We start from the raw sequence: 23965 nt of genomic DNA, 5'->3' as shown, positions 1-23965 counted from the left end.
TCCGATGGACTCAGGCGGGGGGCGGAAGCGCCGGCAATGGTCCGAGGGCCGGGTGGCCGGCGCAGAGCACCTTGAACAGGGCACCCATGCCGCGCGGGTCCGGATCGGTCAGGCGGAAGGCAGCGGCGTCGATCGCCCGCGCCTGATCCGGCGTGGCGCGGGCCTTCAGCCGCTCGGCGCGGGCCGCGAGGCCGAGCGCCAGCAGGAAGTCGCGCTGCGTCACGGGTCCGTGCACGGCCAGGCCCTCGGCGCCCGCCGCGCGGGCCAGCGCCCCGAAATCGACGTGCAGCGTCAGGTCCGCCTCTCCGGGCCGGCTCAGCGGATCGGCGAAGCGGTGACCCGCCACTGCCTGGAAGGTGTCGCCGAAGCCGGGCCGGTCGTGACCGTAATCGATGACGAGGAGGGCGCCGCCCCTCGCGACCAGGCGCCGGCCGAGATCGCGCATCACCGCGAGCCCCTGGCTCGGCAGGGTCAGCAACGCGCCCTCGGGCGCCGGCGCCGTGAGACGCGGATCGGGTTCCGGGTCGAGGCCGAAGGCCAGGGCGTCGCCCGCATCCGTCAGGCCGACGCGGCGCTCGCACCAGCCGCGATCCGTCCGCACGAACTGGCGGGCCGGCAGGGCATCGAAGAACTCGTTGGCGAGGACGAGCAGCGGCGCGTCGGGCAGGCTCGCCACGGAATCGTGGAAGGTTGGCGCGGCCTCAGCGAGCCGTTCCGCCTGGATCCGGCGCAAGCTCGGACTGGTCTCGACGAGGTGCAGGTCGAAGGCGGCGCCGGACGCGCGCAGGACCCGCAGGGCGTCGGCCATCAGCGTGCCGCGGCCCGGCCCGAGCTCGACGAGGCAGGGCCGTTCGCCCGAAGTCGACGCCGACATCAGCGACAGCACCGCCGCCGCCCAGGCGCCGACCAGCTCGCCGAACATCTGGCTGATCTCCGGCGCGGTGACGAAGTCGCCGCCCCGGCCGAAGGGGTCGCGGCCGGTATAGTAACCGTGCAGCGGATGTCCGAGGCAGAGCGCCATGTAGCGGTCGAGGCCGATCGGCCCGTCCGCGCGGATCTCCCGCGCCAGGATCGCCAGCAGCGGCGTCGCCTCGGCCGTCACGCTCAGATCTGTCCCGCTTCGGCCTGGATCTCCGGCCCCTTTGGGCGCGGGCGCGTCACCCCGCGGGCGGCGAGCACGATGTAGACGAGGCCGACCAGCGCCATCGGCACGCAGAGCAGCATCCCCATGGTCACGCCGCCGCCGAGCGCGTTGACATCCTGGCCGAACAGGAAGCCGAGCTGCCGGTCCGGCTCGCGGAAGAACTCGCAGAAGGTCCGCGCCAGGGCGTAGCCGAGCACGAAGATGCCGCCGAGCAGGCCCGGCTTGCGGAAGCCGAAGCGGCGCACGGCCCAGGCCATCACGACGAACAGCAGCAGCCCCTCGGTGGCGGCTTCGAACAGCTGGCTCGGGTAGCGCGGCACGTCGCCCCCGGTGGGGAAGACGACGGCGTAGGGGAAATCGGGGGCGGGGCGACCCCAGAGCTCGCCGTTCACGAAGTTGGCGATGCGCCCGAAGAACAGGCCGACCGGCACCACTACCGCGGCGATGTCGAGCATGGTGTAGCCGTTGAGCCCACGCCCGCGGGCGAAGAGCAGCAGCGCCAGGATCGCACCCAGGAACCCGCCGTGGAACGACATGCCGCCGTTGCGGATCGCCAGGATCTCCAGCGGATGCTCCAGGTAGAGCGGCAGGTTGTAGAACAGCACGTAGCCGATCCGCCCCCCGAGCACGACGCCGAGGGCAACCCAGACGATCAGGTCGTCGATGTCGGTGAGCGTCGGACGCTTGACCACGCCCCAGAGCGAGTCGGCCGCGACCAGACGGCGCGCGTAGAACCAGCCGCCGAGGAGGCCGGCGATGTAGGACAGGGCGTACCACTTGATCTCGACGGGTCCGATCGAGACGGCGACCGGATCGATGGCCGGGAAGGGGAGGGCGAGAAGCGGCGGCATCGACGGCCCACGAGCGGCTGGCGGTTTCGGAAGGCGCGCCGCATTGGACCCGCGCCCCGCGAGGCGTCAAGGCGCAGGATCGTTGCGCGTCGCAAGCCGGCGGCGCACTCTGAGCCGCACGAACTGCGCGGGAAAGCTGATGCTCGGCAACGGAGAGATGGTTGCGCGCCTGGTGCTCGCCGGCGCCATGGGCAGCGTGATCGGCTTCGAGCGGGAACGGTTGCTCTGGGCCGCAGGCCTGCGTACGCACATGCTGGTCTGCGTCGGCGCCTGCCTGTTCATGATCGTGTCGGCCTTCGGCTTCTCCGACGTGCTCGGGCAGAAGGACGTGGTGCTCGATCCCTCCCGCGTGGCCGCGCAGGTCGTCTCCGGCATCGGCTTCCTGGGGGCGGGCACCATTCTCCTGCGCGGTGAGGTCGTGAAGGGTCTCACCACTGCCGCGAGCCTGTGGGCGGTGGCGGCGATCGGACTTGCCGTCGGCGGCGGCCTCTACCTTGCGGCGATCGCCGCCACGGTGCTCGTCGTCGGCATCCTGGCGGGCCTGAAGCCGATCGAGGAGCGGTGGCGCGACCGGCTGCACAGCCGCGCGCTCCATCTCACCGTCGCGGCCGGCAGCCTGTCGATCGAAACCCTGCAAGAGGTCACCGGCGAGCGCGCCTCGCGGGTGCGTCAGTTCGTGGTGCGCCCAGGCGATGACGCGGGTGTCGAGGAGGTCACCATCGCCTTCGTCCGGCTGTCGCAGACGAGCGTTGCGGCCATCGCCGAGCGGCTGAGGCAGAATCCGTCGGTCCTCAGCGTACGCCTCGGCGCGGAGGGGTAACGGAAGCGCCATCCATCGCGAATTTTTGCACCGCCGCACTACATCGGGCCGCAAACCGCACTACGACGTGCGAACCGTATCCTTGGCGAGAATCGAGCGAACCATGGCGTCGAAGCGGGTTCCCACCAGCCCCTATCCGGACCAGAAGCCCGGCACCTCGGGGCTCCGCAAGAAGGTGCCCGTCTTCCGGCAGCCCCATTACGTCCAGAACTTCGTTCAGGCGATCATCGATTGCATCCCCGACCGCAAGGGCGCGACCCTGGTCATCGGCGGCGACGGGCGCTTCTTCAACGAGCAGGTCGTGCAGATCGCTCTGAAGATCGCCGCCGCCAACGGTTTCGGCCGGGTGCTGGTGGGGCAGAACGGCCTTCTCTCGACGCCGGCCGCCTCCTGCGTCATCCGCAAAGCTGAGGCGGTCGGCGGCATCGTGCTCTCGGCGAGCCACAATCCCGGCGGGCCGGAGGGCGATTTCGGCATCAAGTTCAACGGCAGCAACGGCGGGCCGGCGCCGGAGAGCGTCACGGCGGCGATCTTCGAGCGCACCAAGGCCATCGGCGATTACCGCATCTCCGACGCCCCCGATCTCGACCTCGGCCGGATCGGCACCACCGAGATCGACGGGATGACGGTCGAGGTGATCGATCCGGTCGCCGACTACGCCGAGCTGATGCGCACGCTGTTCGACTTCGAGGCGCTCGCGAAGATGTTCGCCTCCGGCTTCCGGATGCGCTTCGACGCGCTCTCGGCGGTCACCGGCCCCTACGCCAAGGCGATCCTGGAGGGCGCGTTGGGCGCGGCGCCCGGTACGGTCGTCAACGGCGAGCCCAAGCCCGATTTCGGCGGGCACCATCCCGACCCGAACCCGGTCCACGCCCACGAGCTGTTCGACCTCATGCACGGGGCCGACGCCCCCGACTTCGGCGCGGCCTCCGACGGCGACGGCGACCGCAACATGATCGTGGCGCCGGGCCTGTTCGTCACACCGAGCGACAGCCTCGCCATCCTCGCTGCCCACGCCCACCGGGCGCCGGGCTACGCGGGCGGTCTCGCCGGCGTCGCCCGCTCGATGCCGACGAGCCGCGCCGTGGATCGCGTCGCCGCCGCACTGAAGATCGAGGCGTTCGAGACCCCGACCGGCTGGAAGTTCTTCGGCAACCTGCTGGATGCCGGCCGCATCACCCTCTGCGGCGAGGAGAGCGCCGGCACCGGCTCGAACCACGTGCGCGAGAAGGATGGTCTCTGGGCGGTGCTGCTCTGGCTCAACATCCTGGCCGCGACGGGCAAGCCGGCGCAGGAGCTGGTGCGGGCGCACTGGGCCGAGTACGGGCGCGACTACTACACCCGCCACGACTACGAGGAGATCGATGCGGGCGCCGCCAACCGGCTGATGGAGGGGCTGCGCGGCAAGCTCGGCGCTCTGCCGGGCACCAGGATCGGCGGCCTCACCGTCAAGGCGGCGGACGATTTCCGCTACGTCGATCCGGTCGATGGTTCGGTGACGGAGGCGCAGGGCGTGCGGGTCACCTTCGAGGAGGATGCGCGCATCGTCTACCGCCTCTCGGGCACCGGCACCGCCGGGGCGACGCTGCGGGTCTATATCGAGCGCTACGAGGCGGCGCGGGACCGGCTCGAACTGCCGGTGGCCGAGGTCCTCGCGCCCGTCGTGTCGGTGGCGCGGGAGCTGGCCGACATCGAGAGGCTCACCGGCCGCGCGGAGCCGAGCGTCGTGACGTGACGGGCGCGCGCTGGCGCCGGAGGGCGGGGGGCACCTCGGCCGTCCTCGCTCTCCTCCTCGCGACCGGGCAGCCGGCCCGGCCGGCGGAGACGGCGCTCGGCAGCGCCCGGTTCGACCTGCCCGCCGCCTTCGAGGACTGGACGCGGCGCTAGGCGAATGACGGCCTCCTGTTCCAGCGCGTCTACGAGCCGGCCGGCCCGCGCGGACGCGAGGGCATCGCGATCCTGCTGGTCGCCAAGCCCAGGCCGGCCTCCGGCGCCTTCGACACCGCCTTCACGCAGTTCGTCCGCGGCTTCAAACAGGTCCCGACCGAGGGCAAGCCGCTCACCGCGAAAGCCGGCGAGACCCTCGACGGCCATCCCATCCGGATCGAGCAGCGCTGCTGCCGGTCGAGCGACGGACTGCGCATGAACGCGTGGTTCGTCGGGATCGCGGCGGGAGGGAGCGAGCATTACCTGATGCTCCTCACGCTCCAGCTCGAGCGGGATGCCGAGAAACCGGTCCGCGAGGGATTCGAGGCTTTGGTTCGCGCCTACCGTCCGACCAAGGACGACCGCGGCCTCGTCCTCGCGCCGAGATCCGGCGACGGGGGAATGGACGGGCTCTACGCGCGCACCGAGACGCGGCTGATGCCCAACGCCTTCGGCGGCCTGGATTTCACCGCCGACCAAGCGACCCTGCTGTTCGACAAGGGCGGACTCTTCACCACCGAACTGCCCCGCGACGGCGACATCGCCGGCCATTGCCGCACGGAGGTCGCGACCTGCGGCACCTACGCGCTGAAGGGCGGCTGGCTCTCGGCCAACCGCATCGACCGGGTCGAGATCGAGAACGCGTTCGGCCTCGTGACCCGTTCGAGCGACGCCTTCACCCGCACCAAGGACGGCATCAAGATCGGCGACAAGACCTACGCGACGATGCCACCCTTCGCCGACGGGCATCGCTTCTCCGGCACCTGGAGCCACACCTTCGGATCGAGCGGGCCGACAGGCTCGGTCGGCGGCGCGCGCACGCTCACGCTCAGTCCCGACGGACGCTTCACCCGCGAGGGCAGCACCGGCTTCTCCTCCACCGGCGGCGCCATCGACGGCGGCACAACGGTAGCCGGGCACAGCCGCCGGCCGGTGCAGAGCGGGCGCTACGCGGTCTCGGGCTTCCGGATCACGCTGACGGACGACGCGGGCGGGGCGGAGTCGCTCAGCCTGTTCGCGCCCGACCGGGATAAGGACAAGCTTCTGGTGATCGGCGGAGCGAACTACCTCAAGCAGGGGAAGTAGCCGCGGTCACGGACACCGCTCGTCCGTCATCGCGAGGCGGAGCCGAAGCGATCGCGCGGGCGGCGGATCAGGTCTGGTTCGGCTTCAACTGGTAGAAGATGTGCCGGCCGATCATGTCCTTGCGCTTGAGCCGGCGGGACCAGCCGGGGCGGACGTAGTCGGCGTGGTAGTGAGTTGCGCCACCGACCTCGCTGACATAGGTCCGGCCCTCGATCACCGCGCTGGCGACGCGAGTCGCGCTGCGCCACGATTCCGCGTCGGTGATGCGCAGTGACTTGCCCTCGCAGGCAAACGAGAACTGGCAGCCCATGAAGCGGTGGCGGTTCTGGTAGACGACGCCGCAGACCGAGGAGGGGTAGAGCCCGCTCTTGACGCGGTTCAGCACCACCTGCGCGACGGCGGCCTGTCCCTCCTCGGGCTCGCTGCGGGCCTCGAAATAGACGGCCTCGGCGAGGCAGCGCTGCTCGCGGTCCATCGCGTCCGGGTTGATCAGCTCGGCGTAGTGGGACTTGGCCTCCGGCGCCGCCATCTGCGGATCAAGCACCGACGGGCCACGGTCGAGGCGGGCCGAGAAGCCGGGAAGGGCGAGGCTCGACGCGGCGACCTCGATCGGGGTCGCGTCGGCGGGCGCCGGCGTCACCGAGGAAAGGGCGACGGCGCGAGGCGTGGCGGGGGTGGCACCGTCGGAATCGGCGAGGGCGGGGAGGCCATCCTCCCCCGGCTCGGCTTCGTGAGGAGCGCCGGGCGTCACGAGACCGGCATCGATCACGTCCGGGCTCCACGAGGTGGACGCCACCAGCGCACCCGTCACCGCGACGTCCCGCTCCGAGAGTCGGTCCGGCCGGAGCGTGGCATCGGTGCCGGCGGTGGCGGTGAAGGAAACCAGCAGGCCGCTCGCCAGCATCCACGGCACCACGGCCGAGACGATCCAGCGGGGGCCGAGCCCCAGACCTCGAACGCGCCTCGTACGCAACGCCGACACTCCACGCTCACGAGCGGCCGGAAGCCCCAGCCTAGCGCAAGCGGGAGCGACCGTTCCTCACGGGCAGGAGTTTAATCGCGAACGTGGTTGCCGGACGGTTAAGGGGTCGGGCGGCCGTGACGCTGGGCCATGCCGTGCACCAGCGCGGCGACGTAGCCGCTGCCGTCCTGCGAGGCAATGATCATCCGGCCCGCCTCGCGCCCGTTGCGGTCGGCCTCGAAATAGACGAGCCCGACCACACCGGCCGCGGCGGCCAATGTCGCGAGAACCCCGAGATAGGCGGCCTGCATCGCCCGGTGGCCGGGAACGATGGCGCGATGATCCAGGAGGGCAGAGGGAGAGTCGGGATTCGACATGGCTGGAAGTCCCGCGGGTGCCCTGGCCAGAAGACCAATCGGCGCTCGCCGCGCAGGGTCTTCCGCTAGCAGGTAACGTGCCTGGGCGACACGGGTTCAGGGGTCTGTCCGCAAAATTATTGCGAAGCTTGCCCCGCCATCCCTGAACCCCCCGCGGACCGTGGGCCCGCGGGGTCGTTCATCGAGCGTTTCAGGCGTCCTTGCCGAGCGCTGCCTGCGCCGCGGCGAGGCGGGCGATCGGCACCCGGAAGGGCGAACAGGACACGTAGTCGAGGCCGACCTCCTGGCAGAAGCCGATCGAGGCCGGGTCGCCGCCATGCTCGCCGCAGATTCCGAGCTTGAGCCCGTCGCGGGTGGCGCGGCCGCGCTCGGCGCCGATCTTCACGAGTTCGCCCACGCCCTCCTGATCGATCGACACGAACGGATCGACCGAGAGGATACCCTTCTGGGTGTAGGGCCCGAGGAAGGTGGCGGCGTCGTCGCGGGAGATGCCGAGCGCCGTCTGGGTGAGATCGTTAGTGCCGAAGGAGAAGAACTCCGCGGTCTCGGCGATCTCGCCGGCCTTGAGCGCCGCCCGCGGCAGCTCGATCATCGTGCCGACCTGGTATTCGAGCTTCGCCCCCGTCTCCTCCGTCACGGCCTTGGCCATGGCGTCGATCCGGGCCTTGACGATGTCGAACTCCATCCGCGTGAAGACGAGCGGCACCATCACCTCCGGCGTCACCGGGGCGCCGGTATCCTTGGCGGCCTGCACCGCCGCCTCGAAGATCGCGCGGGCCTGCATCTCGGCGATCTCGGGGAAGGCGATGGCGAGCCGGCAGCCGCGGAAGCCGAGCATCGGGTTGTGCTCGGAGAGTTCCCGGATGCGGTTGCGGATCTTGTCCTCCGGGATACCGGTCGCGGCCTGGACTTCGCTGATTTCCTCGTCCGTGTGCGGCAGGAACTCGTGCAGCGGCGGATCGAGCAGGCGGATCGTGACCGGCAGGCCCGACATGATCGTGAACAGCTCCGCGAAGTCCTGGCGCTGGTAGGGCAGGATCTTCGCGAGCGCGCTGCGACGGCCCTCGGCATCGTCGGAGAGGATCATCTCGCGCACCGCGACGATGCGGTCGCCCTCGAAGAACATGTGCTCGGTCCGGCACAGGCCGATGCCTTCCGCGCCGAACTTGCGAGCGGCGCGGGCGTCGGCCGGGGTGTCGGCGTTGGTGCGCACCTTCATGGTGCGGACCGCGTCCGCCCACTCCATCAGCGCGGCGAAGTCGCCCGACAGCTCCGGCTGGAGCATCTTGACCTCGCCCTCGATCACCTGGCCGGTCGAGCCGTCGATGGTGATGACGTCGCCCGCCTTCAGGGTCACGCCGCCGACGGTGAGCGTCTGCGCCTTGTAGTCGATCCGGATCGAGCCGACGCCGGAGACGCAGGGCTTGCCCATGCCGCGGGCGACGACGGCCGCGTGGCTGGTCATGCCGCCGCGCGTCGTGAGGATGCCCTCGGCGGCGTGCATGCCGTGGATGTCCTCGGGCGAGGTCTCGATGCGCACGAGGATGCAGCGGCGCTCGGCCTTCTTGGCGGCTTCCGCCGCCTCCGAGTTGAACACGATCTCGCCGACGGCGGCGCCGGGGGAGGCCGGCAGGCCGGTGGCGATGACCTTGCGCTCGGCATCCGGGTCGATGGTCGGGTGCAGGAGCTGGTCCAGCGCGCCGGGCTCGATACGCTTGATCGCCTCCTCCTTCGAGATCAGGCCCTCGCCCGCGAGCTCCACGGCGATGCGCAGGGCCGCCTTGGCGGTGCGCTTGCCATTGCGGGTCTGGAGCATCCAGAGCTTACCCCGCTCGATGGTGAACTCCATGTCCTGCATGTCGCGGTAGTGCTTTTCCAGAATCCCGTAGATGCGGGTCAATTCGGAAAAACTCTCGGGCATCGCCTTCTCCATCGAAGGCTTTTCGCTCTTTGCCTCGATGCGGGCCTTCTCGGTGATGTCCTGCGGGGTGCGGATGCCCGCCACCACGTCCTCTCCCTGTGCGTTGATGAGGAACTCGCCGTAGAGCGCGCTCTCGCCGGTGGAGGGGTTGCGGGTGAAGGCGACGCCGGTGGCCGAGGTGTCGCCCATGTTGCCGAACACCATGGCCTGGACGTTGACCGCCGTGCCCCAGCTCTCGGGGATGTTGTTCAGCTCGCGGTACTTCTTGGCCCGCGGGATCATCCAGGAATCGAACACCGCGCCGATCGCGCCCCAGAGCTGGTCCTCGGGCTTTTGCGGGAAGTCGGAGCCGTGCTCGTCGCGGACGATCTTCTTGTAGACGCCGATCAGGTGCTTCCAGTCGTCGGCCTTCAGCTCGGTGTCGAGGTTGAGGCCCTTCTCGTCCTTGTAGTGCTCTAGCGCCTCCTCGAAGGCGTGATGCTCCACGCCGAGCACGACGTTCGAGTACATCGTGATGAAGCGCCGATAGGAATCGTAGGCGAAGCGCTCGTCCTCGGCGTCCTTCGCCATCGCCTCGACGGTGGTGTCGTTGAGGCCGAGATTGAGCACGGTGTCCATCATGCCCGGCATCGAGGCGCGGGCGCCGGAGCGGACCGAGACGAGCAGGGGTTTCTCGGCGTCGCCGAAGCGGCGGCCGGTGAGCGCACCGACCTTGTCGAGAGCGGCCTTCACCTCGTCGGCGAGTTCCGCCGGGTAGGTCTCGCCGTTCTGGTAGTAGTAGGTGCAAACTTCCGTGGTGATGGTGAAGCCGGGGGGCACCGGAAGGCCGAGGTTCGACATCTCGGCGAGGTTGGCGCCCTTGCCGCCGAGGAGATTGCGCATCGACGCCTCGCCCTCGGCCTTGCCGTCACCGAAGGAATAGACCCATTTCGTCATCAGTCTCTCCGCTGGACGGATCTGGCGACCAAGCGCCGCTCACGCGGGCGTGGCGCATCTCATGTCGCAGTGCAAGGATAAGCTTCACGTCGCTCCGCCACGAGGAGTGACGATGTGGGGGCTCTGTCAGAGCTTAGTGCGCGCATCCCAAAAGGGGAGTGCGCCCCGGCGCGGAAGGGCGCGGGACGGCAAAGGTTGCGCTGCAAAAGAGAGGCCGGGCCACCGCTTCCCGCTTCCCCCTTTCAGGAGAAGTGGCGAAGGACGCCCAGCCCGATCAGCCCGACGACGATCAGATAGATCGCCACGATGTAGTTCAGCAGCCGCGGCGCGATCAGGATCAGGATGCCCGCCAGGATCGCGACGATCGGCTGGAGATGCGAAAGGGTGATGGTCATGGCCAGGTGTTCGAACGCGATCCCACGGCCAAGCTTGGCCGCAGAGCAACGACGCTCGGGGAACGCAAAAGGTTCCCCGAACCCGGCCGGATCAGACGCGGTACTTGCCGTTGCGCTTCACCACGACGCGGGCGCCGACGGGGACGCGCTCGTAGAGATCGACGATGTCCTCGTTGAGCATGCGCACGCAGCCCGAGGACATCTGCTCGCCGATGCTCCAGGGCTCGTTGGTGCCGTGGATGCGAAACAGCGTGTCGCGGTTGCCGTTGTAGAGATACAGGGCGCGGGCGCCGAGCGGGTTGTCGATGCCGCCCTTGCGCGACCGCTCGATGCTCGGATTGAGCGAGACCATCGTCGTGGTCGGGCTCCAATCCGGCCACACGCCCTTGCGGCCGACCCGTGCGTCGCCCTTCCACGAGAAGCCGGCCTTGCCGACCCCGACGCCGTATTGCAGCGCCGTGCCGCCCTCCTGAACCAGGGCGAGCTGACGCTTGTCGATGTCGACAACGATGGTGCCCGGCGCCTCCGGGCCGGCATAGGCGACCTCCTGGCGGCGGTACTTCGGATCGATCCGAGACCGGTCGACCAGCGGCACGTCGAACGGCTTGTCGGGCATCGTACCGATGTACCAGGCCGCATCGTCGCCGCCGCCCGCCATCGGGCCCGGCTTGGACGATTGGCAGGCCGCGAGCGGGACGAGGCAGAAGGCGGCGAGCATCACGCGGCGGGTCGCCGTCCGGGCCGCGATGGAGGCGGCCGTGCCGGCGGTCTTGGGGGCGGCCATAGCGGCTCCTGTCACCGCCGCGGGCGGCGGGTTGGCGTTGCAATTCATTCGCCATGACTACCCGCCCCGGGGCCGATCGGGTGTGACTTAGGGGCCGCATCGGCCGAGGAACGTTGCCGTGAGGCAGTCTCGCCCCGGGAGCGGACCGCGTTATCTGCAGCGCAAAATCGCGTGAGCCGGAGGGGAAGGATGCCCGAGACCGAGACCCAGCTCGTCGAGGAGGCGGGGACCGATATCGCGACGCTCGCGCCGGCGATCCACCTCGACCATTGCGTCATCCACGTCTCCGACTGGGAGCGCGCGACCGCGTTCTACCGGGACGTGCTGCGGGCCGAGGTGATCCCGTTCGGCAAGGGCGTGGTGTTCCGCTTCGGCGGCGTCCAGCTCAACGTCCACGGTCCGGGCCAGATCGGCACGCCGCGCGCCCGCGAGCCGGTGATGCCCGGCGGCAGCGACCTCTGCTTCCGGTGGTCGGGCTCGATCGAGGAGGCGATGGCGCATCTCGCCGTCCACGGCGTCGCGGTCGAGTTGGGACCGGTCGAGCGCCACGGCGCGGCCGGGAAGGGCGTGAGCGTCTACTTCCGCGATCCGGACGGGTCACTCATGGAGTTCATCACCTATTCGACGCCGTGAGGCAGCGCGCCGGTCAGGCGTTGCCGACGCGCTCGGCCAGCCGCTGGTTGGTCTGCTCCAGGCGGAGGGCGAGTTCGCGCATGACGGCGATGCCGATCTGCGGGAACTGCGCGAGCAATTCGATGAAGACGTCGCGGTCGATCCGCAGAGCCGTCGTCGCCGTGTCGGCGGTCACCGTCGCCGAGCGCGGCTGATCGGCCAGGATGCCCATCTCGCCGACGAGGGCGTTGGGGCCGAGCAGGGCGAGGCGGACGGGACCGAACGGCCCGTCGATGGAGACCGCGGCTGATCCTTCGAGGATGAGATAGGCCGCGTCCGCCGCCTCGCCGCGGGCGAAGAAGGCTTGGCCCGCCTCGAAATGCACGCGCTCGCTGGTAAACGCGAGGAGCTTGAGGCGTGACGGCTCGACCTCGCGGAACAGCGGCACCTGCCGCAGGGACATCACCTCGTTGTCGAGGGTCATGGACACACTCCGATGCGCCTCCAGGGCGGCAGGCGGAAAGGCCCGCGGGTAGACGCAGCGGCGGGTCGTGTCAAAGCAGCCCTGCCGTCAGACGGTCGAGACCCGACGGGTGACACCGGCAAAGCCACCAGCCGCCCCGTCCCCTCACGCATCGGCACTATCTTGCCTGATGGTCACCCCTTGCGGTCCGTCGACAATCCGAGGTTGCCGGGGCCCGGCGGGTTCCGCTTGGCGCTGGCATTCGGCTGGGGCGAGTCGATCGGTTCCTCGTCCGTCGTCGGCGTCGGGCTGTCTTCCGGCGCCGGCATCGGCGGCAACGGTGTCCTGTTCGGCTCGGGGCGACCAGGGGCCGCGGAAGCCGAGTCGGACTTGGCCGCGAGCGAAGGCTTCACCATATGTCGGTTCGTCATCCCGGCTCCTCATGGGTGTGGACCGGCCTGTGGAGACCTGTTCACAACTCCGCGCAACGCGCTGGTGTGAGCACGCCTAACGTTTGGACGAAACAGGGGTTTCCCAAAGCTCGGCCGTCGATACAGCCAAGGAACAATCGAAAGGGATGATGGTTGAGGAGGGTGTGAAGAGTTGGCCTGAGGAGGCGCTGATGGCATCTGGTAATTCCACCTCGAAGCGAGGTTTCGCTTCCATGAATATCGAGCGGCAGCGCGAGATCGCCAGTAAGGGCGGTCGATCGGTCCCGGCTGAGAAGCGCTCCTTCTCGCAGGATCGTGAGCTGGCCTCATCCGCCGGCCGCAAGGGCGGTCAATCGACCGGCCGCACCGGCGAGGCTTAAACCGGCTGAGGCGGTACCGGGCGCGTCACCCGCGCTCGACCGCCCAGCCTTCCAAAAAACAGAAATATATTTCCAACTACGGGCGCCGCGGGCGTCTGTTTCTTTTTGTACCGGCTGTCAGATCGATGCGTCGGCGCGTGCCAGTTCGCGCCATTTGACCACGAGGTCCTCGAAGGCGCGGAGATCGGCGTCGTCGAGCCGCCCCAAGGTTCGCGCGACGTAGGCGGCCTGCGCCGCGATCCCGCGCGCCGCGACCTCGGCGCCCGCGCCGGTGAGATGGAGCGCGTGGGAGCGACGATCGCCGGGGATCGAACGGCGCTCGACCAGTCCGGCTTCGACGAGGCGGTCGATCAGGCCCGACACGTTGCCCTTGGTGACGTAGAGCCGCGCGGCCAGTTCCTGCTGCGTCAGCCCCTCGCGCTCGCTCAAGGTCGACAATACGTCGAATTGCGGGATCGACAGGCCGAGCTCCCGCAGTTCCGCGGCGACGGCGGCCGTGACGCGCCGGCTGAGGCGGATGAACCGAAACCAGACCCGCAGGGGATCGACAGGTTCGGCGTTCGACGCGGGACGGGCTTGACGCTCGGACATGTCCGTCCAGCTTGTAGCAGAGGGATCCGCGCCGGGTAGCCGAGTGGCGCAGTCCACCCCCAGCCTGTAGACTGCGCGGCGATTTATCCACGCCTCACATCCTTTCATCCGTTTCCGGGACCATGCGTCGTCAGCTTCTCGATGAACCGGTGACGCGGGCGGGCCGCTACGCGCGGACGCTCGCCCTGTTCTCCCTGATCGTCACCGCCATGGCGGTGCTGATCGTGCGCAGCCCGTCGGCCGAGCCGGCGCCGGCTCTCGCCGTGCTCGGGAGCGGGATCGCCCTCTCCGTCGTCGCGGTGGCGCTGGCGGTGTTCGCGATGGTGCGGGTGTGGCGCGAGGGCGCGGGCGGCCTCGGGGCGGCCATCGGCGGCCTGTTCCTGGCCAGCCTCGTCCTGGCCTATCCGGCCTATGCCGCACTCAAGGGCGTGCGCCTGCCGACGCTCACCGATGTCTCGACGGATACCGAGCGCCCGCCCGCCTTCTCGCGCTCGCGCCTCGCCTTCGCCGCCCGCGACGGCCGCTACCCTCCTGAGCCGGGACAGGCGACGCGGGAGGCGCAGCGGGCGGCCTATCCGCAGATCGCGCCGCTGACCCTCGACGTCGAGGCCGACGAGGCGTTTGAGCTGGCGCGCAAGGCGGCGGTGAACCGCAAGTGGCAGATCGTCGAGGCGATCCGGCCCGGCGGGCGGATCGGCAACGGCCGCATCGAGGCGGTGGCCCATACCCGGATCCTGAACCTGCCCGCCGACATCACCGTGCGGGTGCATCCGCGGGCCGACGGCGCGCGCATCGACGTGCGCTCGGCCTCCCGGATCGGCGACCGCGATTTCGGCGACAATGCCGACCGGATCCGCTCCTACCTCGACGAGGTCGCCAACCTCGCCATCGCCCTGAAGTAAGGTGGGCGGTGCGGCGCCGTCGGGCGTTGCTCAGGCGGGCCGGAACGTTCCACCGAGCAGGGGCGGGCCGTCGGTGACGGCGAGGCCCCGCTCCACCAGATCTTCCAGATGGGCGAAGACGGAGAGCGCCGCCGCGCCGCGCAGGTGCGGTGCGAGGCCCTGATAGACGGTGCCGACGATGGCCGCGATGTCGCGGTCGCCCGCCTCGAGCCGGGCACGGATCGCCGCCTCGCGCTGACGGCGGTGGGCGGCAAGCCCGCGCACGAAGCGGCGGGGATCGCGGACGGGTCCGCCATGGCCCGGCCAGTACAGCGTCTCGCTCCGATCGCGCAGGCGCTCCAGCGAGTCCATGTAGGCCCGCATCGATCCGTCCGGCGGCGCGACGACCGAAGTCGACCACGCCATCACATGGTCGCCGGAGAACAGCACGTTCTCCTCGGGCAGGGCGAAGGCGAGATGGTTCATGGTGTGGCCGGGGGTCGCCAAAGCGGTCAGCGTCCAGCCGTCGCCGGTCAGGCTCTCTCCCTCCGCCAGCTCCCGGTCGGGCCGGTGCTCGCGGTCCGCGCTGGCATCGAGGGCGGGCAGCTCGTTCTCGGCGAGCTGCCGGGCGGCCCGGTGCGGGCCGCAGCCGACGATCGGCGCGCCGGTTCGCTCCTGCAGCAGGCGAGCGCCCGGTGAATGGTCGCGGTGGGTGTGGGTGACGACGATGGCCTCGACCTGCTCGCCATCGAGCGAGGCCAGCAATCCGTCGATGTGCCCGGAATCCGCCGGACCCGGATCGATCACCGCGACACGGCCGCGCCCGACGATGTAGCTGCAGGTCCCGCTCGCGGTGAAGGGACCGCCATTGGGGCAGATCCGCCGCCGCACCAGCGGGCTCATCGTCTCGGTCCGCCCGGGCGCGGGCAGAGCGCTCTCGAAATCGGGCGAGGGGCCTTTCGCGTCCGCGGACGGTTCACTCATGATGACGGCTTCAAACGACGACGGTGCCGCCCGCCTACGACAGCCCGGCCGTTTCGCCAACTCGGGCGCCGGCCGGACGCGATCCGATCACTGCCCGAACGGGGAGGGCGACACGATGCGGACCGGCGCGAAGCCTTCGCCGCGCGAGGCGACCGGCGCGAAGTCCGCCGCGGCCATGTCGACCCGCAGCTTCATGGTCTGCGCTTCCGCGACGCGCACCCGGCGGGATCCCGACCGCGCGGCGCGCAGGACCTCCTGGAACGCCGCACCGGCCGCGTCACGACGCAGGGCGCCGACCCTTTCCTCGATGATGCCGCGGCCGCGCCGGCTCAGGGCCGCGACCCGGTAATCGACGAGCGTCGGCCCGGCGCGGGAGAGGCCGGCGACGAGGTCGGCTCCCTCGTCCGAGGCGACGACGTCGCCCGGCCGAAGGGTGCGGTCGTCGGCGAGCGGCATCAGCGGCCCCGCGACACCCGTCGGTTGGCAGGAGCAGTTCTCGACGCGGGTGCGGCGATAGACGTTGGCCGAGGCGGTGCGGAGATAGGGGCGGCCGTCGAGACCGACCGACTGCTCGAACTCGGACCGACCCGGCGCCAGGGTGAACAGGTCCGTCTGCGCGTTCGGGCAGGCGGCGGCGCAGGCCGCGGCGTGAACGGGCAGATCCGCCCGTGCCTGCAAACGGCCGAGGGGAAATGCGAATCCGTCGCAGCGGCGCACGCAGACGGTCCGCGTTCCGGCTGCGAAGGAAGCCGGTGCGACGGCCCGCTCGCGCCGGCCGGGCGGCACCGTGCGCGCTTCGAGGCGCGGCGTCCGTTGCACCAGACGGTTTCCCGCGCTGCGACGCGGCTCGGGGAGCGATGCGTAGCGCCGGGGCGCTCTCGGGATCGGCTTCGCGACGACGGCGGGTGCGGGGCTCGCTGCGCCGAAGATCGTCTCGAACAGCCCGTTGAGCAGGCCCCGTTCGGAAGCACGCACCATCGTCGTCGCACTCGTCAGGCCGAGGCCGATCAGCAAGCCGAGGAGAGCTGTCGTGACAAGTCGGCGGCGCGGCGCCGCAACCGGTTCAGCCGGGCTTCTCGCTGCCCATGCTCCGGGCGCACGCTTGCCGAAACCCATCCCCGCCACCCCCCGTCACCCCGGCGCCTGCGGCCTATCCGCCATCGAGGCGGACCGGCTGACCGTATCGCTCGGGCGTCAGCTAGGCCGCCGAGCAAAGCGGTGACAATTTGGGAAGACCACGCAGAAGCGGACCCGAACCGGCCTTTCGAGCGATGAAACGAGTGTTTCCGGTCGGAACGCTCGGCGGCCCATCGTTGTTCGGCGCGGACCGTGATCGGTTTTTCGCTCCAAGCGGGCGCAAAGCTGTGGAAAGATCGACGCCACGAAAAAAGCGCCGCCCGGGGGGACGGCGCTCGATGGGATCACCTTGCGGCGACCGAATAAGGGTCGAAAGGCTGCCGTCTGTCTCAGCGACGACGGGCGGATTTCACGCGGACCGGAATGGGCTGCAGAACCGGCTGCGGCGCGAGCGCCGACACGAGCCGGGCTGTGGCCTCCAAGGCGGCCTTCACCTGAGCGATACCGGGAACTAAGGGCTTTTTCTGTGCGGGCACGCCAGAGGCCTCCTTCACATCGACAAGTCTGGTCGTCGTCTTGCGGAGAGATGGTGACGAACGGCCGGATTTGCCAGTCGGTTCCGAGACCCTGCGACGGTCGCACGCGGTTCGTAATAAACTCTTCACGGCGCCGCGGCCGCGAAAAGGAACTCCCGGCGAAAACTTGGCGTTATTGCTTCCAAGAGGCGGCGGCACGGGCCGCGCCAGTTGTTGGAAGGAAGTTGGACATGCTCGGGTGGGCTGTTACGTTCCTGGTGGTTGCCCTCGTCGCGGCCCTGCTGGGCTTCGGCGGCATCGCCGGCACGGCCATGGAGGCCGCCAAGCTCGTGTTTTTCGTCGCGATCGTCCTGTTCGCGATCTCGGCCGTGATCGGCCTGATGCGCGGTCGCTCGACGACGTTGTGACGATGGCCTGACAAGCGAGCCGCACCCGACTTCCGGGGGCGGCTCGCGCCATTCGGGATCAGTCTGAAAGGGAATTCAGGGACCGACCGGCCCCTCCGGCTTCGGTCCGTCATCCTCGAGGCGTGCGATCAGATCTCGGAAACGGTCCGGTATCGGCTGTTGCACGACGGAATCGTAGAGTGCGCGCAGATGGGTGCCGATGCGCCTCTGCGTCTGGTCATTCAAACCGTTCTCGGCACGCAATCGAGTGGGCCGGTCCCCGGTCGGGAACGCACCGGCCGGCTCGTCCTCGTTCATGCTTTCAAGATCCCCTTGGCGCCACATCTGCCGCGATTGTCTTGCAGCTTGACATGAGTCATGGCTGCAGCAGCAACGCGGCCATGCGGCTTGGGTTCCGCATGGGCCAGGAACGGACGTCGAGCCCCCGCGTTAGGGGCGCATCGATAAGCGAAGAGCGAAGAGGCTCAGGGGAACTCATGTCGACAGCACAACTGGTCGTGCAGCACCTGCCGTACCTGCGCCGTTACGCGCGCGCGCTCACGGGCAGTCAGGTGGCGGGCGACGCCTACGTCGCCGCCACGCTCGAGACGCTGGTCAACGAGCCCGAGACCCTGGGCCGCAGCACGAACGTCAAGGCGGACCTCTTCCGCGTCTTCACGCGGATCTGGAACTCGCTCTCGGTCAACGGCCACAGCGATCAGGTGCAGCACGACCTTCCGGCCGAAGTCCGGCTCGGCCAGATCACCCCGCTGCCCCGGCAGGCCTTCCTGCTCTCCTGCCTCGAAGGCTTCTCCGAGGAGGATGCCGGCGTGATCCTGGACGTGGACGTGAACAAGGTGCGCGACCTGGTGGACGAGGCGGGCCGTGAGCTCGCCGCCGACATGGCGACCGAGATCCTGATCATCGAGGACGAGCCGCTCATCGCCATGGATCTCGAAGCCCTGGTGGAAGGGCTCGGCCACAACGTCATCGGCGTGGCGCGGACCCGCAGCGAGGCGGTCAAGATCGCGTCCGAGAGCAAGCGCCCCGGCCTGATCCTCGCCGACATCCAGCTCGCCGACGGCTCGTCGGGCCTGGATGCGGTCAACGACCTCCTGAAGACCTTCGAGGTGCCGGTGATCTTCATCACCGCCTATCCGGAGCGCTTCCTCACCGGCGAGCGGCCGGAGCCGGCCTTCCTCATCGCCAAGCCGTTCCAGCCCGCCAACGTCTCGGCCGTGATCAGCCAGGCGCTGTTCTTCCAGCAGAGCGCCCGCCGCCGCGAGGCGCACAACGCCTGAACCGACGCACCGGACGAGAACCGAGGGCGCTGGCCAGCGAGGCCGGCGCCCTTTTTCGTGGCCGGAAGCCTGGGACGGAGACCGGGCACGAAAAAACGGGCCGGACCATTGTCCGACCCGTGAAGAGGTTCCGGCCGATGCACAAGGGGAATGCGGGGAGGACCAGGTGGCCGGGTGCTTCCTCAACGGTTAGCCGTCGGCGAGGTTCCGAAATTCGCTCACCGGCGCCGATTTTCTGTCCACAGATGTCTTTTTGCCACGTCCCACCGAGTCGAATCGGTGCGCGGGCCGGGCCGGCGAGGCCGCGAATCGGGGTTGGAATACTGACTTGATCCGAAGCGGGACAGTGAAGGAACCGGTGATCCGAAAGCAGCGTTGTGATGACAACCTGTCAAGCTCCCATCGGAGATCGCAAAGATGCTTCGGACCGGCCTCGTCCTCGGTGTGAGTGTTCCCGCTGCGATCCTGACCCTGCTGCTGCTGCCGGTCGTCCGGCAGGAGGCCGACGCCATGGGGGGCCCGACGGGTCCGCGCGTCGCCTACGAGGCGCCCGCCACGCCGCTGCCGGGCATGCGCCCCTACTCGACGGCCCTCAGCCCGGTTCATGTGGCGACCGCACCGCGCCCCGCCACGCGCACGGAGTCGGTGCCGACCCGCTCGGCTCAGGAAGAGCTGCCGGCCAAGCCCCGTCGCCTGACCCGTGAAGGCTGCGAGGCTCCCCTGAGCTCGCTCGTCGGGCCTGAGGCGCGCCGCATGGTGCCCGGCCGCTGCATGACCTGAGCGGTCCCGGCCGGAGCGGATGCCGCGACGGTCGAGCGAAGGGGCCCAAGGCAGGCGGTCCGAGATCAGGCCGGCTGTGAGATCTTCTCCACATCCGCGGTCATTCCCGCCGGCCCCATCCGCTCGCGGGCCACGAGCCGGTCGCCGGGCGCGAAGGTGCCGAGCGGCACGTCCCGATCCGGCAGGACGACGGTCGTCATCGCGTTGGCGTGGACCAGCACGTAGCGCTGCAGCGGCAGGGAGGCCGCCGCCCAGCGCCGCAGCTGATCGTGATAGGGCGCCCGCTTCCAGGCTCCAGCCTGGCCGGGATCGACCTGCACGTTGAGGAAGCGCGTCACGGGATCGAGACTGAGCACCATCTTCGCCCGGTCCGGCCGCCATTCCGGCCCGATCCAGGCCTCCGTCATCCAGAGGCAGTGGAACGCGCGGCAATGGTCCGGCCGCTCCGCATGGATGCCGCATCCGCCGCCCGAGCGGACATGCCGGCACCAGCGCCCCGCTGGACTCTCGACCGCGGGCACCTCGTAGACCTTGCAGCAGAGCGTGCAGGGGCCGCAGCTGCGGCCGGGGGCGGGCGTGGCGACGATGGTGGCCGGATCGAGCATCACGAGCGGTCGTTGCGTCTTCGAGGCAGGCGGACTCCGCCTTCCTGACCGAGATTGCGGCCGTTAGTGTGGCGGCGCTGCCGGCGCATCCTGTCGGCGTAGTCTTCCGGCTGCCGCATCATGCTGTCGAACATCGCCGCCCGCGACGTCGAGACCCTGATCCACCCCTACACCAACCTCGCCACCTTCCGGGAGACCGGTCCGCTGGTGCTGGAGCGGGGCCACGGCGTCTGGGTCTACGACACCGACGGCCGTCCTTACCTCGAAGGCATGGCCGGGCTGTGGTGCACGGCTCTCGGCTACGGCAACGAGGAGCTGGTCGAGGCCGCCGCCGAGCAGATGGGCCGGCTTCCCTTCGCGCACCTGTTCTCGGGCCGCAGCCACGATCCGGCGATCGAGCTGGCCGAGACGCTGAAGGAGCTGATGCCGGTCCCGACCTCGAAGATCTTCTTCACCTCGTCGGGTTCGGAGGCCAACGACGCACAGGTCAAGCTGCTCTGGTACATGAACAACGCGCTCGGGCGCCCGCGCAAGAAAAAGATCATCGCCCGCCGGAAGGGCTATCACGGCGTGACGGTGGCCACCGCCTCGCTCACCGGGCTTCCCGCCAACCACGCCGATTGGGACCTGCCGCTCGACGGCTTCCTGCACGCCGCCTGTCCGCACCATTACCGCGGCGCGGAGGCGGGTGAGAGCGAGGAGGCGTATTCGCAGCGCCTCGCGGCGGAACTCGAGGCGCAGATCCTCGCCGAGGACCCGGACACCGTCGCGGCCTTCTTCGCCGAGCCGGTGATGGGAGCGGGCGGCGCCATCGTTCCCCCTGCCGGCTATTTCCCGGCGATCCAGGCGGTGCTCGACCGCTACGACGTTCGCCTCGTCGCCGACGAGGTGATCTGCGGCTTCGGCCGGCTCGGCACGTGGTTCGGCGGCGAAACCCTCGGCATGCGTCCGCACACCCTGTCCTTCGCCAAGGCGCTCACCTCCGGCTACCTGCCGCTCGGGGGCATCAGCATCGACGAGCCGCTCTACCGCGCGATGCTGGACGAGAGCGTCAAGCTCGGCGGCTTCGGCCACGGCACCACCTATTCCGGGCACCCCGTCGCCTGCGCCGTCGCGAACCGGGTGCTCCACATCTACCGGCGCGACCGCATCGTCGAGCGGGCCGCCGAGCGGGCGCCGCACTTCCAGGCCGCCCTGGCGCGGCTGGCCGATCACCCGCTCGTCGGCGAGGCCCGGGGGCTGGGGATGATCGGCGGCATCGAGATCGTGGCGGACAAGCCGTCGAAGCGCCAGTTCGAGCCGAAGGCGGGGGTGGCGGCGCGCTGCGTCGCCTTCGCCCAGGACGAGGGGCTGATCGTGCGCTTCCTCGCCGGCGACCGGATCGCCGTCTGCCCGCCGCTGGTGATCGAGCCGGACGAGATCCACACCCTGTTCGAGCGCCTCGGCCGCGCCCTCGACCGCACGGCGGCCTGGATCGCGCATGAGGATTTGAAGCCCATGCCCGCGTGAGGGATCGGCCCCGGCCTAAATCAAGTCGCCGACGCTTCGGGTGTAAATCTCCTGAGGGCATTGCAAGATGGACCGCGCTGCGCTGCACTATCGCGTGGCCGAAAAGTGACGATGCGCCGTGCTCGATATGTCGCCTTGCTCGAATTTGCCGCAAGCCGGATGCCTTAAGCTTCCGTTCATGTCGGCGGATCGATCAAAGCGGAGGCGGCATCTTCGCAATCTTGCCACGACGAGGGTGTGTAAAGGTCGTCCTCGCCCCACAAGCGAGGTGTGAGACCAAGCCGCCGCGGCCGCGCTCCGGCCGCCCCGAAGCGCAAACAGGACAGGAATCATGTACGCCCCCAGCCGAACCCCGACCTTCGCGGCAGAGTCGGGCAGCACCGCCTCGGCGACCGTGGCCGGGGATCGCGAGAACTTCCGCCCCGTCGCCCTGCCGGCGCTCGCCGCCGCCGTCCATGTCAGCCGCAACGCCGTCAAGGCGGCCCGCGCCAAGGCGGAAGCCCGGAACAGCGTCCGCTTCGTCCACGAGGACGAGCCCGTCGACTGAGGCTGACGCCGCCGACCCGCCGGCTTCGGCGGCATGCTCCTCCTCCCGACCCGCAGGCAGGTTCTGGGCGGGTTCGGTGCTTCGGCGCTGACGCTCGGCTCGGGGGGTGCCTACGCTTTCGTCGTCGAGCCGCGCTTTCGGCTCGCGCTGACACGCTACGGCCTGACCCCGCCGGGATGGAACCCGGACCTCCGCCTGCGCATCGCCGTGCTCGCCGACATCCATGTCTGCGAGCCCTACATGCCGCTCGACCGCGTCGCGGAGATCGTCGCGGCGGCGAACGCGCTCGCGCCTGACCTGATCCTCCTGCTCGGCGACTACCCGGCGGGACGGAAGGTGACGTGGCACCGGGTTCCGCTTTCCGATTTCGCGCAGCTCGCCGAGGGTCTTCGCGCTCCGCTCGGCACCTACGCCATCCTCGGCAACCACGATTGGTGGGACGACCGCGAGGCGATGCGGGCCGGCAAGGGTCCGGTCGAGGTTCGCCGCCTACTCGAAGCGCGCGGCATACCGGTTCTGGAGAACGACGCGGTGCGGCTCGTCCAGGGCGGCCATCCGTTCTGGGTCGCCGGCCTCGCGGATCAGGAGCCGTTCCTGCCGATCGGCAGCCGCCGCAGCCTCGCCGACCTTCCGGCCACGCTCGCTCAGGTGACGGATACGGCGCCCGTGATCCTGATGGCGCACGAGCCCGACATCTTCGTGAAGGTGCCCGCCCGCGTCTCGCTCACGCTGTCGGGCCATACCCATGGCGGCCAGATCCGCGTGCTCGGCTACTCGCCGGTGCTGCCCTCCCGCTACGGCCAGCGCTTCGCCTACGGCCACGTGGTCGAGGACGGCCGCCACCTGATCGTCTCCGGCGGACTCGGCGTCAGCGGGATGGGCATCCGGTTCGGCGTGCCGCCGGAGATCGTGCTGATCGAACTGGGCGGCAAGACACCCGCCGCCTGACGGCGCTACTCCCGCTCACCCCTTCCGCGGCACGGTCGCGCCGACATGCAGGAAGCTGCGCTCACCGGTCGCGGCTTCCGCGACGTGCTGGATCGTGTCCAGAAGCTGGGCGATCGGCCGCGGGCCCGGCTGCGGGACCAGCGCGTCCGGGGCAACCCGGCGGCCGGCGGTGCGCCCGGCCACGAGCTGCGCCTCGCTGAGGACATCGAAACTACGGCCGACTCGTCGGTTCATGGCTCTCTCCTCTGAACCCGACCGTGATGCGGCCATGGTAAACGAGGCGTTAACGATCGAGAACGAGCCGGTAGCGGCAGAAATCGTCGGCCGCAACGAAGCGGTCGTAGAGCCGCCGCGCCTGCGCGTTCCCCGTCTGCGTATGCCAGGTGAGCCGCGACCAGCCCCGCATTTTCCCGAGCTCGATGAGGTCGGCGATGAGCGCCCGGCCGAGCCCGGCGCCGCGCGCTTCGGGCGCGACGAAGAGATCCTCCAAGTAACAGATCGGCGCCGCGGTCCAGGTCCCCTCGTGCAGGACGTTGACCGTCATGCCCACCACCGTCCCGTCCCGCTGCGCGAGCCGCGCGAAGACCGGCGAGGCAGCATCGAGGATGCGCCGCCACGTCGCGGCGGTGACCGACTCGGCCAGATCTTCTCCGTAGAAGGCGAGGTAGCCGGCCCAGAGCCGGCGCCAATCGGCCTCGTCCGCGGCGGCGGGATCACGGATCGTCATGGCTGG

Annotated in this window: 29 protein-coding genes; 14 read left to right on the top strand and 15 right to left on the bottom strand. The window is 69.8% G+C overall.

Going from position 1 to position 23965, the window contains the following annotated elements; all coding sequences use genetic code 11:
• Nucleotides 1-10: 10 nt before the first annotated feature.
• Both ABS772_RS25230 and lgt read right to left on the bottom strand, forming a co-directional pair.
• On the bottom strand, nucleotides 11-1102 hold the full coding sequence (locus tag ABS772_RS25230) for a class I SAM-dependent methyltransferase (RefSeq protein WP_350397423.1): 1092 nt from the start codon (nucleotides 1100-1102) through the stop codon (nucleotides 11-13).
• Between the two features lie 2 nt (nucleotides 1103-1104).
• Nucleotides 1105-1995 (bottom strand): prolipoprotein diacylglyceryl transferase, encoded by an 891-nt coding sequence (gene lgt, locus ABS772_RS25225; RefSeq protein WP_238256690.1) that lies wholly within the window; start codon nucleotides 1993-1995, stop codon nucleotides 1105-1107.
• A 139-nt stretch (nucleotides 1996-2134) separates the two neighbouring features.
• On the opposite strand from lgt, the gene ABS772_RS25220 reads away from it, so the two are divergent.
• The 4 genes from ABS772_RS25220 (at nucleotide 2135) to ABS772_RS25205 (ending at nucleotide 5827) form a co-directional block, all read left to right on the top strand.
• Nucleotides 2135-2815 (top strand): MgtC/SapB family protein, encoded by a 681-nt coding sequence (locus tag ABS772_RS25220; protein ID WP_350397422.1) that lies wholly within the window; start codon nucleotides 2135-2137, stop codon nucleotides 2813-2815.
• Nucleotides 2816-2918: 103 nt separating this feature from the next.
• Nucleotides 2919-4550 carry an alpha-D-glucose phosphate-specific phosphoglucomutase gene (locus ABS772_RS25215; protein ID WP_350397421.1) on the top strand — a complete coding sequence of 544 codons (1632 nt, stop codon included), beginning with the start codon at nucleotides 2919-2921 and terminating at the stop codon, nucleotides 4548-4550.
• Nucleotides 4547-4702: a hypothetical protein gene (locus tag ABS772_RS25210; protein WP_350397420.1), complete on the top strand. Its 156-nt coding sequence runs from the start codon at nucleotides 4547-4549 to the stop codon at nucleotides 4700-4702. The genes ABS772_RS25215 and ABS772_RS25210 overlap by 4 nt, the downstream gene beginning before the upstream one ends.
• A gap of 255 nt (nucleotides 4703-4957) precedes the next feature.
• Complete coding sequence (locus tag ABS772_RS25205; RefSeq protein WP_350397419.1) at nucleotides 4958-5827, top strand: hypothetical protein; 870 nt, start codon at nucleotides 4958-4960, stop codon at nucleotides 5825-5827.
• Between the two features lie 67 nt (nucleotides 5828-5894).
• Here the strand turns inward: ABS772_RS25205 and ABS772_RS25200 are convergent, their stop codons facing one another.
• The 5 genes from ABS772_RS25200 to ABS772_RS25180 form a co-directional block, all read right to left on the bottom strand.
• The gene (locus ABS772_RS25200) at nucleotides 5895-6800 is read right to left on the bottom strand and encodes a cell wall hydrolase (protein ID WP_350397418.1); all 906 of its coding nucleotides are present in this window, start codon (nucleotides 6798-6800) and stop codon (nucleotides 5895-5897) included.
• A gap of 107 nt (nucleotides 6801-6907) precedes the next feature.
• On the bottom strand, nucleotides 6908-7165 hold the full coding sequence (locus ABS772_RS25195) for a hypothetical protein (RefSeq protein ID WP_350397417.1): 258 nt from the start codon (nucleotides 7163-7165) through the stop codon (nucleotides 6908-6910).
• Nucleotides 7166-7355: 190 nt separating this feature from the next.
• Nucleotides 7356-10022, bottom strand: a complete 2667-nt coding sequence (ppdK, locus tag ABS772_RS25190) for a pyruvate, phosphate dikinase (RefSeq protein ID WP_350397416.1) — start codon at nucleotides 10020-10022, stop codon at nucleotides 7356-7358.
• A gap of 242 nt (nucleotides 10023-10264) precedes the next feature.
• Nucleotides 10265-10417 carry a DUF3096 domain-containing protein gene (locus ABS772_RS25185; RefSeq protein ID WP_012454889.1) on the bottom strand — a complete coding sequence of 51 codons (153 nt, stop codon included), beginning with the start codon at nucleotides 10415-10417 and terminating at the stop codon, nucleotides 10265-10267.
• A gap of 91 nt (nucleotides 10418-10508) precedes the next feature.
• Nucleotides 10509-11201, bottom strand: a complete 693-nt coding sequence (locus ABS772_RS25180; RefSeq protein WP_350397415.1) for a L,D-transpeptidase — start codon at nucleotides 11199-11201, stop codon at nucleotides 10509-10511.
• A gap of 189 nt (nucleotides 11202-11390) precedes the next feature.
• Here ABS772_RS25180 and ABS772_RS25175 point away from each other — a divergent pair, with 189 nt between their 5' ends.
• The gene (locus ABS772_RS25175) at nucleotides 11391-11834 is read left to right on the top strand and encodes a VOC family protein (RefSeq protein ID WP_350397414.1); all 444 of its coding nucleotides are present in this window, start codon (nucleotides 11391-11393) and stop codon (nucleotides 11832-11834) included.
• A 13-nt stretch (nucleotides 11835-11847) separates the two neighbouring features.
• Here the strand turns inward: ABS772_RS25175 and ABS772_RS25170 are convergent, their stop codons facing one another.
• Nucleotides 11848-12297 carry a Crp/Fnr family transcriptional regulator gene (locus ABS772_RS25170; RefSeq protein WP_238258570.1) on the bottom strand — a complete coding sequence of 150 codons (450 nt, stop codon included), beginning with the start codon at nucleotides 12295-12297 and terminating at the stop codon, nucleotides 11848-11850.
• A 228-nt stretch (nucleotides 12298-12525) separates the two neighbouring features.
• On the opposite strand from ABS772_RS25170, the gene ABS772_RS25165 reads away from it, so the two are divergent.
• Entirely contained in the window at nucleotides 12526-12777 is a 252-nt protein-coding gene (locus ABS772_RS25165; RefSeq protein ID WP_350397413.1) for a hypothetical protein, read from the top strand.
• 13 nt (nucleotides 12778-12790) lie between these two features.
• Nucleotides 12791-13087 (top strand): con-10 family general stress protein, encoded by a 297-nt coding sequence (locus ABS772_RS25160; RefSeq protein ID WP_350397412.1) that lies wholly within the window; start codon nucleotides 12791-12793, stop codon nucleotides 13085-13087.
• 117 nt (nucleotides 13088-13204) lie between these two features.
• Here ABS772_RS25160 and ABS772_RS25155 read toward each other — a convergent pair whose 3' ends face one another.
• Nucleotides 13205-13678 (bottom strand): MarR family winged helix-turn-helix transcriptional regulator, encoded by a 474-nt coding sequence (locus tag ABS772_RS25155; RefSeq protein WP_350397411.1) that lies wholly within the window; start codon nucleotides 13676-13678, stop codon nucleotides 13205-13207.
• Nucleotides 13679-13800: 122 nt separating this feature from the next.
• Between ABS772_RS25155 and ABS772_RS25150 the strand changes: the two genes are divergently transcribed.
• Nucleotides 13801-14580 (top strand): DUF1499 domain-containing protein, encoded by a 780-nt coding sequence (locus ABS772_RS25150; RefSeq protein WP_350397410.1) that lies wholly within the window; start codon nucleotides 13801-13803, stop codon nucleotides 14578-14580.
• A gap of 30 nt (nucleotides 14581-14610) precedes the next feature.
• Here the strand turns inward: ABS772_RS25150 and ABS772_RS25145 are convergent, their stop codons facing one another.
• Both ABS772_RS25145 and ABS772_RS25140 read right to left on the bottom strand, forming a co-directional pair.
• On the bottom strand, nucleotides 14611-15543 hold the full coding sequence (locus tag ABS772_RS25145) for an MBL fold metallo-hydrolase (RefSeq protein WP_350397409.1): 933 nt from the start codon (nucleotides 15541-15543) through the stop codon (nucleotides 14611-14613).
• A gap of 87 nt (nucleotides 15544-15630) precedes the next feature.
• Nucleotides 15631-16521: a DUF2865 domain-containing protein gene (locus tag ABS772_RS25140; protein ID WP_350397408.1), complete on the bottom strand. Its 891-nt coding sequence runs from the start codon at nucleotides 16519-16521 to the stop codon at nucleotides 15631-15633.
• Nucleotides 16522-17386: 865 nt separating this feature from the next.
• On the opposite strand from ABS772_RS25140, the gene ABS772_RS25135 reads away from it, so the two are divergent.
• Nucleotides 17387-17563 (top strand): DUF1328 domain-containing protein, encoded by a 177-nt coding sequence (locus ABS772_RS25135; protein ID WP_012454900.1) that lies wholly within the window; start codon nucleotides 17387-17389, stop codon nucleotides 17561-17563.
• Nucleotides 17564-17638: 75 nt separating this feature from the next.
• On the opposite strand, the gene ABS772_RS25130 is transcribed toward ABS772_RS25135, so the two are convergent.
• Entirely contained in the window at nucleotides 17639-17860 is a 222-nt protein-coding gene (locus tag ABS772_RS25130; RefSeq protein ID WP_238257899.1) for a NepR family anti-sigma factor, read from the bottom strand.
• A gap of 179 nt (nucleotides 17861-18039) precedes the next feature.
• On the opposite strand from ABS772_RS25130, the gene ABS772_RS25125 reads away from it, so the two are divergent.
• Both ABS772_RS25125 and ABS772_RS25120 read left to right on the top strand, forming a co-directional pair.
• Nucleotides 18040-18843 carry a response regulator gene (locus ABS772_RS25125; RefSeq protein WP_017486160.1) on the top strand — a complete coding sequence of 268 codons (804 nt, stop codon included), beginning with the start codon at nucleotides 18040-18042 and terminating at the stop codon, nucleotides 18841-18843.
• Between the two features lie 417 nt (nucleotides 18844-19260).
• Nucleotides 19261-19623 carry a hypothetical protein gene (locus ABS772_RS25120; protein WP_350397407.1) on the top strand — a complete coding sequence of 121 codons (363 nt, stop codon included), beginning with the start codon at nucleotides 19261-19263 and terminating at the stop codon, nucleotides 19621-19623.
• Nucleotides 19624-19688: 65 nt separating this feature from the next.
• Here ABS772_RS25120 and ABS772_RS25115 read toward each other — a convergent pair whose 3' ends face one another.
• Entirely contained in the window at nucleotides 19689-20228 is a 540-nt protein-coding gene (locus ABS772_RS25115; protein ID WP_350397406.1) for a hypothetical protein, read from the bottom strand.
• Nucleotides 20229-20348: 120 nt separating this feature from the next.
• Between ABS772_RS25115 and ABS772_RS25110 the strand changes: the two genes are divergently transcribed.
• The 3 genes from ABS772_RS25110 to ABS772_RS25100 all read left to right on the top strand — a co-directional run bounded on the left by ABS772_RS25110 (nucleotide 20349) and on the right by ABS772_RS25100 (nucleotide 23232).
• On the top strand, nucleotides 20349-21737 hold the full coding sequence (locus tag ABS772_RS25110) for an aminotransferase (RefSeq protein ID WP_350397405.1): 1389 nt from the start codon (nucleotides 20349-20351) through the stop codon (nucleotides 21735-21737).
• A gap of 331 nt (nucleotides 21738-22068) precedes the next feature.
• Complete coding sequence (locus ABS772_RS25105) at nucleotides 22069-22284, top strand: hypothetical protein (protein ID WP_350397404.1); 216 nt, start codon at nucleotides 22069-22071, stop codon at nucleotides 22282-22284.
• A 33-nt stretch (nucleotides 22285-22317) separates the two neighbouring features.
• A complete protein-coding gene (locus ABS772_RS25100; RefSeq protein WP_350397403.1) occupies nucleotides 22318-23232 on the top strand; it encodes a metallophosphoesterase in 915 nt (304 codons plus the stop codon).
• A 15-nt stretch (nucleotides 23233-23247) separates the two neighbouring features.
• On the opposite strand, the gene ABS772_RS25095 is transcribed toward ABS772_RS25100, so the two are convergent.
• On the bottom strand, nucleotides 23248-23466 hold the full coding sequence (locus ABS772_RS25095; RefSeq protein ID WP_238254918.1) for a hypothetical protein: 219 nt from the start codon (nucleotides 23464-23466) through the stop codon (nucleotides 23248-23250).
• 49 nt (nucleotides 23467-23515) lie between these two features.
• Complete coding sequence (locus ABS772_RS25090; RefSeq protein WP_350397454.1) at nucleotides 23516-23959, bottom strand: GNAT family N-acetyltransferase; 444 nt, start codon at nucleotides 23957-23959, stop codon at nucleotides 23516-23518.
• Nucleotides 23960-23965 lie beyond the last annotated feature (6 nt).

It is taken from the genome of Methylorubrum podarium, assembly GCF_040270385.1.
Taxonomy (GTDB): Bacteria; Pseudomonadota; Alphaproteobacteria; order Rhizobiales; family Beijerinckiaceae; genus Methylobacterium; species Methylobacterium podarium.
Note: the sequence above shows the minus strand (reverse complement) of the source record. Positions and strands in the feature narration are given on the sequence as shown.